Origin of the sequence: Pseudomonas sp. PICF6 (assembly GCF_009831705.1) — a bacterium.
GTDB lineage: Bacteria > Pseudomonadota > Gammaproteobacteria > Pseudomonadales > Pseudomonadaceae > Aquipseudomonas > Aquipseudomonas rhizophila.
Window position 1 is genome coordinate 1 of record NZ_WUUD01000018.1, and the last position, 13,003, is coordinate 13,003.

At 60.0% G+C, this 13,003-nt stretch carries 7 protein-coding genes; 6 read left to right on the plus strand and 1 reads right to left on the minus strand.

All coding sequences use genetic code 11. The features are described 5' to 3' along the window. The first annotated feature begins 147 nt into the window (after positions 1 to 147). The 6 genes from recC (at position 148) to GSM73_RS11190 (ending at position 11,866) form a co-directional block, all read left to right on the plus strand. Positions 148 to 3,600: an exodeoxyribonuclease V subunit gamma gene (recC, locus tag GSM73_RS11165; RefSeq protein ID WP_160892549.1), complete on the plus strand. Its 3,453-nt coding sequence runs from the start codon at positions 148 to 150 to the stop codon at positions 3,598 to 3,600. After that, a complete protein-coding gene (gene recB, locus GSM73_RS11170) occupies positions 3,597 to 7,286 on the plus strand; it encodes an exodeoxyribonuclease V subunit beta (RefSeq protein WP_160892551.1) in 3,690 nt (1,229 codons plus the stop codon). Before recC ends, recB begins: the two co-directional genes overlap by 4 nt. Further along, on the plus strand, positions 7,283 to 9,379 hold the full coding sequence (recD, locus tag GSM73_RS11175; RefSeq protein WP_160892553.1) for an exodeoxyribonuclease V subunit alpha: 2,097 nt from the start codon (positions 7,283 to 7,285) through the stop codon (positions 9,377 to 9,379). Before recB ends, recD begins: the two co-directional genes overlap by 4 nt. A 139-nt stretch (positions 9,380 to 9,518) precedes the next feature. After that, a complete protein-coding gene (locus GSM73_RS11180; protein ID WP_047229521.1) occupies positions 9,519 to 10,094 on the plus strand; it encodes a YfiR family protein in 576 nt (191 codons plus the stop codon). Beyond that, the gene (locus GSM73_RS11185; protein ID WP_107322985.1) at positions 10,091 to 11,359 is read left to right on the plus strand and encodes a diguanylate cyclase domain-containing protein; all 1,269 of its coding nucleotides are present in this window, start codon (positions 10,091 to 10,093) and stop codon (positions 11,357 to 11,359) included. The genes GSM73_RS11180 and GSM73_RS11185 overlap by 4 nt, the downstream gene beginning before the upstream one ends. Before the next feature lie 3 nt (positions 11,360 to 11,362). Further along, complete coding sequence (locus GSM73_RS11190) at positions 11,363 to 11,866, plus strand: OmpA family protein (protein ID WP_107322984.1); 504 nt, start codon at positions 11,363 to 11,365, stop codon at positions 11,864 to 11,866. Here the strand turns inward: GSM73_RS11190 and GSM73_RS11195 are convergent. Next, complete coding sequence (locus GSM73_RS11195) at positions 11,863 to 12,810, minus strand: LysR family transcriptional regulator (protein ID WP_107322983.1); 948 nt, start codon at positions 12,808 to 12,810, stop codon at positions 11,863 to 11,865. The two genes, GSM73_RS11190 and GSM73_RS11195, sit on opposite strands and share 4 nt — an antisense overlap. Between the last annotated feature and the right edge of the window lie 193 nt (positions 12,811 to 13,003).

The window sequence follows — 13,003 nt, forward strand, 5'->3', positions numbered from 1 at the left end:
CCGAAACCCCTATCTGCTGACGCAGGTAGGGGTTTTGTTTTGCCCGCAGGAAAGTTCTTACGACAAGCACGGACAGCTCCCGGCTGTCACAGCCCCCCGACAGTGCTAAGGTTCGGCCCTAGCTTTTGCATTTTCAAGGATGCCTTTATGCCGGACGCGACGTCCTTAAGCCCTGCTTTCATGGTGGTCCACGGGAATCGCCTGGATGAGTTGCGCAGCCTGGTGATCAGCTTGATGCGGCGCTATCCGCTGGGGCCTCTTGAAAATGAAATCGCGCTGGTTCAAAGCAATGGCATCGCCCAATGGTTGAAGCTGGCATTGGCTGAGGATCCGGAAGATGACGATACCGGTGGCTGCGGTATCGCCGCCGCCATTGATGTGCAGTTGCCCGGCAGTTTCATGTGGCAACTCTATCGAACGGTCCTGGGACGTGACGAAATTCCGGCCAAGTCGTTGCTTGATAAGGCTCCACTTACATGGCGGCTGATGCGCCTTCTGCCACAGTTGATCGAGCAGCCCCATTTCGAGCCCCTGCGGCGTTTCCTTACCCACGACACCGACTTGCGCAAGCGTTATCAGTTGTCCGAGCGTCTTGCCGATCTGTTTGACCAATACCAGGTGTACCGGGCGGATTGGCTGGAGGACTGGGCGGAAGGTCGGCACCAGACAAGAAATGTCCGGGGCGAAATCAAGCCGCTCGCGCCAGAAAACTGTTGGCAGGCCGAACTGTGGCGGGCCCTTTTGATGGATGTAGGGGAGCAAGGCATGGCCCAAAGCCGTGCTGGGGTTCATCAACGGTACATCGAGCGTATCAACAGTTTGGAAGTGGCTCCCAGGAACCTGCCCGCGCGGGTGATAGTGTTCGGCATTTCTTCTCTGCCGGCCCAAGTCCTTGAAGCACTTGCCGGTCTGTCACGGTTTAGCCAGGTTCTGCTGTGCGTTCATAACCCATGTCGCCACCATTGGGCGGACATCGTCGCCGACAAGGACCTGCTACGCCACCAATACAAACGCCAGGCCCGCAAGGCCGGAATGCCCGTTGTCCTCGACCCGCAGACCTTGCACCAGCATGCTCATCCATTATTGGCTGCGTGGGGCAAGCAGGGGCGTGACTATATCAACCTGCTCGACAGCTACGACGATCCCAACAGTTATCGCTCGGTATTTCGCGATGGACGGATCGACCTGTTCAGCGAGGGGAATCCCACGACCCTTCTCGGCCAACTGCAGGATGACATTCTCGAGCTGCGCCCCCTGAACGAAACCCGGGAACACTGGCCAGCGGTGGATACGGAGCAGGACGGGTCTATCCGTTTCCATGTAGCCCACAGTGCTCAGCGCGAGGTTGAAATCCTTCACGATCAGTTGCTGGCCCGCTTCAGTGCGGATCCGAGCCTGCGCCCCCGGGATATCATCGTCATGGTCCCGGACATCGACAGCTACGCACCGCATATACGCGCTGTGTTCGGTCAGCTTGAAAGAACTGATCCCCGTTTCATTCCTTTCACCCTCACTGATCAGGGCCAGCGTGGACGTGATCCGTTATTGATCGCTGTCGAACACTTGCTCAAGCTGCCGGATAGCCGCTTTCCGGTCAGCGAAATCCTCGATCTGCTCGATGTTCCGGCGTTGCGTGAGCGGTTCGGTATCGATGAAGCTGACTTGCCTACGCTGCACCGCTGGATCGAGGGTGCCGGTATCCGCTGGGGCATGAGTGCCGAACATCGTGCCGGACTGGGATTACCCGCGGAGCTTGAGCAGAACAGCTGGCGTTTCGGTCTTCGGCGCATGCTGCTGGGGTATGCCGTCGGCAGCGCGGGCGCTTATGACGGCATCGAACCCTATGATGAAATTGGTGGCCTGGATGCGGCGTTGATCGGTCCTCTGGTTGCGTTGCTGGATGCTTTGCAAGTCGCTCATCAGGAACTCACCCGGCCTGCATCACCGCAAGAATGGGGCTCGCGCCTGCATGATCTGATGCAACTGTTTTTCCAGGCGAGCAACGAACATGACGACTATCTGCTGGCCCAACTCGAAGACTTGCGTGAAACCTGGCTGGAGACCTGTGAGTCGGTTGCCCTGCAGGATGAGTTGCCCCTGACTGTTGTCCGTGAGGCCTGGTTGGCAGGGTTGGATCAGGGCCGACTGTCCCAGCGTTTCCTGGCCGGAGCGGTCAACTTCTGCACCCTGATGCCGATGCGCGCGATTCCTTTCAAACTGGTGTGTCTGCTGGGTATGAACGATGGTGATTACCCGCGAGCACAACCGCCCCTGGATTTCGATCTCATGGGCAGCGACTATCGCCCCGGGGATCGTTCCCGACGCGAAGATGATCGATATCTGTTATTGGAGGCACTGCTTTCAGCCCGGGAAAAGCTCTATATCAGTTGGGTCGGACGCAGCATCCGCGACAACAGCGACCGTCCTGCTTCAGTATTGGTCGGCCAACTGCGGGATCATCTCGCCAGCGGTTGGCGGTTGGCGGATGACCGCGGGGACCTTCTTGAGGCGTTGACCCAGGAACATCCGCTGCAACCGTTCAGTGCTCGTTATTTTCATCAAGGCAGTGCATTGTTCAGTTACGCCAGTGAATGGCGAATGCTCCACGGTGCCCACGAACACGCCGCCCAAAGCCAGGTGCTGGAACCCTATGTTCAGGAAGAGCCCTTGGGCCTTGGGCAACTGCAGGACTTTCTGCGCAATCCCGTCCGGCACTTCTTCAGTCAACGACTCAAAATATTCTTCGAGGCCATCGAGGCCCCTTTGGCAGATGACGAACCCTTCGTTCTCGATGCGCTGCAACGCTACAGCCTGAGCGACAGCTTGCTGGAGGCCGCCCTGGTTCGCCTCGATCAACCGGATCTGGCACTGGCCACTCATGCCAAAAGACTGCAGAACAGCGGCCTGTTACCGATGGCCGGTTTCGGTGAATGCATGCAACGTGAATTGATCGAGCCCTTGCCTGATTTGCTCCAGCGTTACCAGCAGCTTCTGGCGTTATGGCCCACACCGTTGACCAGTGCCTTGCCTGTCAGTTTGCAATTGCATGGCGTGAGCGTCGAGGGCTGGCTGAGTGGTCTGCACCAGCGTGCGGATGGAGCGGTTCTCACCATCAGTGCCATACCCAACGGTATTGGCTCCCCCAAGACCCGTAAATGGCATCGTCTGATTCGTCCTTGGGTCAATCATCTTGTTGCGTGCGCTAACGGCTTTTCGATGACGACGGCACTGGTGGCCAGTGATGACAGTTTGCTGCTGGCTCCTTTTGAAGAGCCCGTGGCACGACGGTTGCTCGGCGATCTATTGCAAGCCTGGCAGGCGGGTATGCGTCAGCCGCTTCCCGTCGCCGTGAAGACCGCCTTCGCCTGGCTCGGCCAGAGCGATCCAGCCAAAGCCGATGCGGCTGCTCGAAAAGCCTACGAAGGCGACGGGCAGAACTCTGAAGGTGAGCGGCGGGAAAGTCCGGCGTTGGCCCGGCAGTTTGCTGACTTCGATGCCTTGACGGCCGACGAGACATTCTCCGACTGGTGCGATGCTCTTTACCGGCCACTGCTCGAAGCACCATGGCGTTCATTGGCCGGCGAGGAGGTAAGCTCATGACTCGCCAGCCTCCACTCGCCCTGGCCTTCCCGCTACGTGGCAGTCAATTGATCGAGGCCAGCGCCGGTACCGGCAAGACCTTTACCATTTCGGCGTTGTACCTGCGTCTGGTACTGGGGCATGGCGGCCCGGCTACCGGCTTTGGTCGCGAACTGCTTCCTCCGCAGATCCTGGTGGTGACCTTTACGGACGCTGCCACCAAGGAATTGCGTGAACGTATCCGCATGCGTCTGGCCCAGGCGGCGCGCTTCTTTCGTGATGAAATTGCCGCCCCGGATTCGCTGATCGCCGAGTTGCGGGATGAGTTCGATGCAACGCAGTGGCCTGGCTGTGCGAACCGGTTGGACATCGCTGCGCAATGGATGGATGAAGCAGCAGTGTCGACCATCCATAGCTGGTGTCAGCGCATGCTGCGTGAACATGCTTTTGACAGCGGTAGCCTGTTTACCCAGACCCTGGAAACCGATCACAGCGACTTGCTTGGCGAAGTGCTTCGCGACTATTGGCGGCTGTTCTGCTACTCGATGCAAGGTGAGGCGCTGAATTGGGTGCGGACACATTGGGGCGGGCCCGCTGCGCTGCTGCCGCGAGTCAGAGGCCTGTTTTCTAGCGAACGCGATGCTGCTGAGGGGCTTGAACCGGCCGAACTGATCGTCGCATCGCTTCAGGAGCGCAGTGCCGCCTTGCTCGATCTCAAGGCGCCGTGGCGGCAATGGGCCGTGGAGTTGCTGGAGATCTGCCAGCAAGGCGTCGCCAACAAAAGCGTCGACGGGCGCAAGATGCAGGCCCGGTACTTCGAACCGTGGTTCCAGAAAATCAATGCCTGGGTGGAGGACGAAAGCCTTGAGCTGTTGGACATCGGCAGCGGATTCACACGCCTGACCCCCGAGGGCATGGCCGAGGCCTGGAAAGGCGAAGTGCCCAGTCATCCCGGGCTGGACGCCATGTCCGGTCTCAAGGCCAGCCTGGAAGCCTTGCCCACTCCCGATGCCGCGGTGCTGCAACATGCCGCGCAATGGGTGGGGGCACGTTTCGAGGCGGAGAAACGGCGCCGCGCGGAGATGGGCTTCGACGATATGCTGCTGCGTCTGGACGCCGCCCTTCGAGCCGAAGGTGGAGCGCGGCTGGCGAGCTTGATCCGCGAACAGTTTCCGGTGGCGCTGATCGATGAGTTCCAGGACACCGACCCGATTCAATATCGCATCTTCGAAAGCATCTACCACATCGCAGAAAGCAACCCCGACACCGGGCTGTTCCTGATCGGTGACCCGAAGCAGGCCATTTACGCTTTTCGCGGCGCTGACATCTATACCTACCTGCGCGCCCGCGAAGCCACCGCCGGCAGGCTGCATACGCTGGGAACAAACTTCCGTTCCAGCCACGCCATGGTCAGTGCGGTGAACCATATTTTCCAGAATGCCGAATCTCGCCCTGAAGGGCGCGGTGCTTTTCTGTTTCGTGAACCGTCGGGCAAGAACCCGGTGCCGTTCCAGCCCGTTGAGTCCCAAGGGCGCAAGGAGTCCTTGCAAGTCAACGGGCTACCCGTTGCCGCAATGAATATCTGGCACCTGTCTTCTGATCAGCCGCTTTCCGGGGCGGTGTATCGGAAGCACATGGCGGCGGCTTGTGCCAGTGAGATCACGGCGTTGCTCAATGGCGGCCAATCGGGGCGCGATGGCTTTACGGTCGATGAAAAGACGCTCCAGGGATTACGCCCGGCGGATATCGCCATCCTGGTGCGTGACGGCAAAGAAGCTCAGGCCGTGCGCGACGAGCTGTCCGCGCGGGGAGTGCGCAGTGTCTATCTGTCCGACAAAGACTCGGTCTTCGCTTCACAGGAAGCGCGGGACCTGCTGATCTGGCTCAGGGCCTGCGCCGAGCCGGATGTCGAGCGGCCACTGCGGGCAGCGCTGGCCAGCATCACGCTGAATCTTGCGCTGACGGAGCTGGAACGTCTCAATCAGGATGAGCTGGCCTGGGAGCGTCGGGTCATGCAGTTCCGAGGCTATCGTACGGTCTGGCGTACCCAGGGCGTATTGCCCATGCTGCGTCGCCTGCTACATGATTTCGAGCTGCCCCAGGCCTTGATGACGCGCAGCGACGGCGAGCGGGTGCTGACCAATTTGCTGCATCTTTGCGAGCTGTTGCAACAGGCCGCCGGTGAGCTGGATGGCGAGCAAGCTTTGATTCGGCATCTGTCCGAGCACCTGGCGCTGTCCGGGCAGGCTGGCGAAGAACAGATCCTGCGCCTGGAAAGCGATGAGCAACTGGTCAAGGTGGTCACGATTCACAAGTCCAAGGGACTTGAATATCCACTGGTGTTTTTGCCCTTCATCTGTTCGACGAAACCGGTGGATGGCAGTCGGTTGCCTTTGCATTACCACGATGAAGCCTGCAAGGCACAGATCAGCCTCAAGCCTACCGCCGAGTTGATCGCCAAGGCCGATGACGAGCGTCTGGCCGAGGATCTGCGGCTTCTCTACGTGGCCCTGACCCGCGCACAACACGCTTGCTGGCTGGGTGTGGCTGATCTCAAACGGGGCAATAACAACAGCTCGATCCTGCACCTGTCCGCATTGGGCTATCTGTTGGGCGGTGGTGTGCCGTTAGTCGAATCGGTGGAGTTGAAGCGCTGGCTGGAGGACCTGCAACAAGGCAGCGCAGTGGTCAGCTATCAGGAGATGCCCCAGGCCACCGACGAGCATTACCGGCCGCCACGCAACGAAGCGGTATTGCTTGAACCTTTGATACCCGTACGCAAAGCCAGCGAAAACTGGTGGATCGCCTCCTACAGCGCCTTGCGTATTGGGGAAAGCCTGAGTGCGGGCAGCAATGATGCGCCGGAGAACCCGCAGGCTCAGAAGCTGTTCGACGATGAGCGGCTTGACCCCGATGCCCCAAGGGAAATTGTTGCCGTGGGTGGCGATATTCACCGCTTCCCTCGCGGCCCTGGTCCCGGCACATTCCTTCATGGCCTGCTGGAGTGGGCCGCTGGCGAAGGATTTGAAGCTACGCCAACCGCCATCGAGGATGCCATAGCCCGGCGCTGCAATCGTCGAGGTTGGAAAGGCTGGATCGCTACCCTGGGTGACTGGCTGCAACACCTGATCAAACTGCCTATGCACATAGGTGGTGACCAGGCGCCGGTGGTGCTCGAGAACCTGTCCCGGTTTCAGGTCGAGATGGAGTTCTGGTTTGCCAGCCACAAGGTCGATGTGCTCAAGCTCGACCAACTGGTTTGCCAATTCACCCATGGCGGTGTCGCTCGCGTGGCCGCTGAGCCGGTGTTGCTCAACGGGATGTTCAAGGGCTTCATCGATTTGACGTTCGAGCACGAGGGCCGGTATTACGTGGCCGATTACAAGTCCAACTGGCTGGGTGTCGATGACATGGCCTACACCGAGCAGGCCATGGAACAGTCGATCCTCGACAATCGCTACGACCTGCAATACGTGTTGTACCTGTTGGCCCTGCACCGTCAGCTCAAGGCGCGCCTGCCCGGCTATGACTACGACCGGCATGTCGGTGGCGCGTTGTATCTGTTCCTGCGCGGTACCCGCTCAGCCAGTCAGGGCGTTTACTTCACCAAGCCTCCACGGGCGCTGATCGAGCAACTGGACCGCATGTTCCAAGGGGTTTGCGAGCCAAAGGCTGAACCGGCATGGGAACAGGGGGAGCTGCTATGAAACGTTCTTTTGCCGATCTGTTACCCAAATCGTCTGATGACGAGAGCCTGATGGATCTGGCTCCGCTGAGCCGCGCGGATGACTTGCTGCTGTTGCTCACCCGCTGGGTCGAACGAGGATGGTTGCGCGCCCTGGACAAGGCATTCGTCGCCTTCCTCCATGAGCTCGCGCCTGAAGATGATCCGTTGGTGCTGCTTGCTGCGGCGCTCACCAGCCATCAGTTGGGTCACGGGCATGTCTGCCTGGATCTGTTCGAAACGCTCAAGGAGCCGGATTTCGCCCTGTCACTGCCGCCTGAAGGCGACTCGCAAACGGGGGTAGAGTTGTTGCCCTCGCAAATACTACGGACCCTCGATGGGGCTCACTGGTGCAAGGTCCTGGCTTCCAGTGCTCTGGTGGCCTTGGCCGTCGATGAGCATGAAGAAGCGCGGCAGCGCCCTTTGGTGTTATCAGGTAAGCGGCTTTATCTGCGTCGTTATTGGGCTTATGAGCGGCGGATCGATGAGGCGTTGCGACAACGGCTTGCCGAACATGAAGCGGCACCTGATGATCTTCGCGAGCGTTTGAACGGGTTGTTCGGGCCGGCCAACGCCGCTGGCCCGATCGATTGGCAAAAACTGGCCTGTGCGCTGGCGACCCGTGGAGCCTTCAGTATCATCACTGGCGGCCCGGGTACCGGCAAGACCACCACGGTTGTGCGCTTGCTCGCCTTGCTTCAGGCGCCCGCTGTCGAGGCAGGCAAACCGCTGCGGATCCGCCTGGCCGCGCCCACAGGCAAGGCGGCGGCGCGTCTGACCGAGTCCATCAGCCAGCAGGTCCGCACCCTCGATGTGGTTGACGCCGTGCGCGAGCGTATTCCCTGTGATGTCACCACGGTCCATCGTTTGTTGGGCAGTCGGCCTGGTACCCGACATTTTCGCCATCATGGGGGCAATCGCTTGCCACTGGATGTGTTGGTGATCGATGAAGCTTCCATGATCGATCTGGAAATGATGGCCAATCTGCTGGATGCGCTGCCGACTCATGCGCGACTGGTATTACTGGGTGATAAGGACCAACTGGCTTCTGTTGAGGCCGGTGCGGTACTGGGGGACCTGTGTCGGGACGCCGAGGAGGGTTGGTACAGCCCCCGGACCCTGGCCTGGCTGGAGTCGGTCAGCGGTGAAAACCTGGCGGCCAGTGATCTGCGGCAAGACCTCGATGGCACTCATGCCTTGGCCCAGCAAGTGGTCATGCTCAGGCATTCGCGGCGCTTTGGTGAGGGCAGTGGGATCGGTCAACTGGCGCGTCGGGTCAACCAGCAGCAACCGGAACAGGCCCGTCAACTGCTGCTCGAAGGCAAGTTCAGCGACCTGTTTTCCCTGGCGCTGAGGGGCGAACACGATGGGGCGCTGGAGCGCTTGTTACTCGACGGCAAGGCAGAAGGGCCGAAGGGTTATCGGCATTACTTGAGCCTGTTGCGTCAGCGCCGCCCGGCCATTTCCCGACCGCTTGAGGACAGCTGCTGGACCGATTGGGCTCGGGAAGTCCTGTCGGCTTTCGACGAGTTCCAGCTGCTTTGTGCCGTACGCAAAGGCCCGTGGGGCGTCGCGGGGTTGAACCAGCGCATCACCGCCGCACTGCTCAAGGCCCAGCTTATCGACAGCGATCATCAATGGTACGAAGGGCGCCCGGTTCTGATGACCCGCAACGACTACGGGTTGGGCCTGATGAATGGCGATATCGGTATCGCGCTCAAACTGCCCGAGCGTGATGGGCCGGACGCCGGCAAGCAGGTTCTGCGGGTGGCGTTCCCTCGTAACGATGGCCAGGGCGGTGTGCGTTTTGTACTGCCCAGTCGCCTGAACGATGTAGAAACTGTCTTTGCCATGACGGTGCACAAATCCCAAGGTTCGGAGTTCGCCCATACGGCTTTGATTCTTCCGGATGCGCTGAACCCGGTGCTGACGAAAGAATTGGTGTACACCGCCATTACTCGGGGCAAGCACTGGTTCAGTCTGATAGAGCCGCGAGCGGGCGTCTTTGAAGAGGCGGTTCAGCGCAAGGTCAAGCGCTTGAGCGGGTTGATGCTGGCGCTGGAAGGAGCTGACTGAGCGATCGACTTTCGCGATTCAGTGTCCAGGGCGGCTGTTCTGCACGCTTGTGTCGTAAGCGCCGTAGGACGCTGCCTCGCTGGCTTTTTGGCACTGTGCTATCTTTCCGGCACTTATTGCATCGACCAAGAGACTTTCCATGAGTGTGGCTGTTCAGGAGACAGTGCGCCGCAAGGGCTGGAGGCAATATTTGCTTGCCGGCCTGCTGTGCTTACTGGCGCCTGCGGTTGTCGCCCAGGATCAGGCCACCACGACCCGGGCTGAACAGCGGGCCGAATCCGTCACCCAGGTTGTGTTGGGAATTCTCAGCTACGCCCGCTGGCCCGTGGAACCAGCGCAATTGCAGCTGTGCATTGTCGGGCCGACTCAATACACAGACGATTTGGTCAAGGGTACGACTCAGGCCACTGGCCGGCCTGTGACTGTGCAGCGGGTGCTGGCCGACCACCCCAGTATTGCCACTGATTGCAACGCGATCTACATCGGCAGATTGACCCATGACGAGCGCACCCGGCTGTTCGCGTCCTTGATCGGTAAACCTGTGTTGAGCATCAGTGAAGGCGGCGATCAGTGCACCGTCGGCAGCCTGTTCTGTCTGCGGGTCGCTGACGAACAGGTCTCGTTCGAGGTCAACCTGGATTCGGTGGCGCGCAGTGGCGTGCGCATTCACCCCAGCGTTTTACAGCTTTCACGTCGCAGGCCAGCAGCCCCATGAATCTGCCCACGGCACGGATCCGTCCCACACTGGGCTCGGTCATTGGTCGCGGTCACCTGATTGTCGCGTTGGTGGCGATCACCATGGCCAGTGTCTCCCTGACGTTGCTTGGTGTACTGGCGCTGCGAGTCTATGCCGATCACAACCTGCACCTGATCGCCCGCTCGATCAGCTATACCGTTGAAGCGGCCGTGGTGTTCGATGACTCAGTGGCGGCGACCGAGGCGCTGGCTGTGATTGCCTCCACCGAAGAGGTCGCCGATGCCGAGGTGTTCAACGAGCATGGGCGTCTGCTGGCTCGCTGGCAGCGACCGGAAACCGGCTTGTTGTCGGAATTGGAAAGGCACATCGCCAAAACCTTCCTGGAAAAGCCCATCAGCCTGCCAATCATCCATCAGGGACAGAATATAGGCGCAGTTCTACTGTCGGGACATGGCGGCAGCCTTTTGCGGTTTTTGCTTAGCGGCCTGGCGGGAATTGTCCTGTGCACGGCGGTGAGCGCCTGGGTGGCGTTGTATCTGGCGCGGCGCCAGTTACGCGCAATCACCGGGCCGCTGCGCAGCCTCGCCGAGGTGGCCCATGCCGCGCGCAGCGAGCGCGCCCTCGACCGACGCGTACCGCCGGCCGCTATCGCCGAACTGGATAACCTGGGCAATGACTTCAACGCGCTGCTTGATGAGCTGGAGTCCTGGCAAACCCACCTGCAAAGCGAGAACGAAACCCTGGCTCACCAGGCCAGTCATGACAGCCTGACCGGATTGCCGAATCGGGCATTTTTCGAAGGCCGGCTGATCCGTGCACTGCGCAATGCCAACAAACTCGACGAGCAGGTCGCCGTGCTCTATCTGGACAGTGACCGGTTCAAGGGTATCAACGATAACTTCGGCCATGCTGCCGGTGATGCGGTGCTGACGGCGGTGGCGACACGGGTCCGGGCACAGTTGCGTGAAGGTGACCTGGTGGCGCGCCTGGGCGGGGACGAATTTGCCGTGCTGCTTGCACCCTTGCACCGGACCGAGGATGCCGAACGGATTGCCGAGAAAATCATCGCCAGCATGGAAATGCCCATTCAATTGCCCGGCAATGCCTCGGTGCTGACCTCTCTGAGTGTCGGCATCGCCGTTTATCCTGATCATGGCGCTACACCAGGCGCCTTGCTCAACGCCGCCGATGCGGCGATGTATCAGGCCAAACGCCTCGCCAGAGGCGGTCAACACACGGCTGGGTCGGAGCACCCGGTTGCTGATCTTCAAGCCAGGAGCTGACTCGTGCGCCTATATCCTCAACTCTCCCTGCAGCGCTTCGCCGCGCTTTTGTTCATCACCGTTCTGGCCCTGTCCGGCTGCCAGACGACACCCCAAAAAGGTCTTACCCCGGCGCAAGTCGCCGTGCTCAAACAACAAGGGTTCGAATTGACTGATGAGGGATGGGCTTTCGGCCTGTCCGGCAAAGTACTGTTTGGCAGCGATGTGGAAACCCTCAACCCGGCCAGTACCGAGATTGTCGAGCGAATCGGCAAGGCTCTGCTGGGGGCCGGAATCGAGCGGGTGCGGATCGATGGTCATACCGACGCATCAGGCTCGCAAACCTATAATGAACAACTGTCGATACGTCGGGCCTACAGCGTGAGCAAGGTATTGATTGGCGTGGGCATGCGCGAAGAAAACGTTCAAACACGGGGGCTGGGCAGTAGCAGGCCAGTCGCCTCCAACGACACGGTCGAGGGGCGCACCGAAAACCGTCGCGTCGCCATCGTGGTCATCGCCGACTAGTCGGCGAATACCATCTCTCGGCTCTCGCCCATCAACAATGGCTGATTCTGCTCAGTCACTTCGCGGATGTAATCCCACAACAGCGTGATGCGTTTGAGCTTCCTCAAATCCTCCCGGCAGTACATCCAGAACTGCCGGGTGACGGTGATTTCCTCCGGCAGCACCGGCAGCAGGCGCGGATCCTGGGCGGCGAGGAAGCACGGCAGGATCGCCAATGATCGTCCTTGCTGCGCTGCCACGAACTGCGCAATCACGCTGGTGCTGCGCAGGTGAGCATGGGCGCCCGGCAATACATTCGCCAGATAGAGCAGCTCGGAACTGAACGCCAGATCATCCACGTAGCTGATGAACGAATGCTTGCTCAGGTCCGCCGGTCGGTGGATGGGAGGATGGCTGTCCAGGTATGGCTGGGTGGCGTAGAGCTGCAGTCGGTAGTCGCACAGTTTGCAGCACACATACGGGCCATGTTCGGGGCGTTCGAGGGCGATGACGATGTCGGCTTCGCGCTTGGAAAGGCTGATGAAGTGCGGCAGCGGCAGGATGTCCACGGAAATGGCCGGGTAGGCATCGACGAAATGACTCAGTTGCGGCGTGATGAAGAAGCTGCCGAAGCCCTCGGTACAGCCCATGCGCACGTGGCCGGACAACGCCACCCCAGAGCCTGACACCTGTTCGCAGGCCATGTGCAGGGTGCTTTCGATCGATTCGGCGTAACCCAGCAGACGCTGGCCTTCGGCGGTCAGGACAAAACCGTTGGTCCGGGATTTTTCGAACAGCAGCGTCCCCAATGACGTTTCCAGCGAGCTGATGCGTCGCGACACCGTGGTGTAGTCGACGGCCAGGCGCTTGGCCGCCGTGCTGGCCTTGCGGGTGCGGGCCACTTCGAGGAAAAACTTGAGGTCGTCCCAATTCAGCGACCCGAGGGAGGTGATGTTTTTTTGCATGATGGACCGGTTTTTATGTGCGTTCTTATTAGAAGTTTGCACATCTATACTCCAAAAACCGTCTCATCACCAAGGTGTCTGTCTATGCACCTTGATCTGTGCTGAACCAGCGCTCTCTATAAGAACAAGTCCCGGAGGCCAGCATGAACGTTTCCCTTACGCCCAGCGACACTGCCCTGCAAACCGTAAAATT

What these genes read in the sequence shown, in the direction of transcription:
- recC (WP_160892549.1), top strand. Translation starts at nt 148, where the DNA reads ATGCCGGACGCGACGTCCTTAAGCCCTGCTTTCATGGTGGTCCACGGG.
- recB (WP_160892551.1), top strand. Translation starts at nt 3,597, where the DNA reads ATGACTCGCCAGCCTCCACTCGCCCTGGCCTTCCCGCTACGTGGCAGT.
- recD (WP_160892553.1), top strand. Translation starts at nt 7,283, where the DNA reads ATGAAACGTTCTTTTGCCGATCTGTTACCCAAATCGTCTGATGACGAG.
- GSM73_RS11180 (WP_047229521.1), top strand. Translation starts at nt 9,519, where the DNA reads ATGAGTGTGGCTGTTCAGGAGACAGTGCGCCGCAAGGGCTGGAGGCAA.
- GSM73_RS11185 (WP_107322985.1), top strand. Translation starts at nt 10,091, where the DNA reads ATGAATCTGCCCACGGCACGGATCCGTCCCACACTGGGCTCGGTCATT.
- GSM73_RS11195 (WP_107322983.1), bottom strand. Translation starts at nt 12,810, where the DNA reads ATGCAAAAAAACATCACCTCCCTCGGGTCGCTGAATTGGGACGACCTC.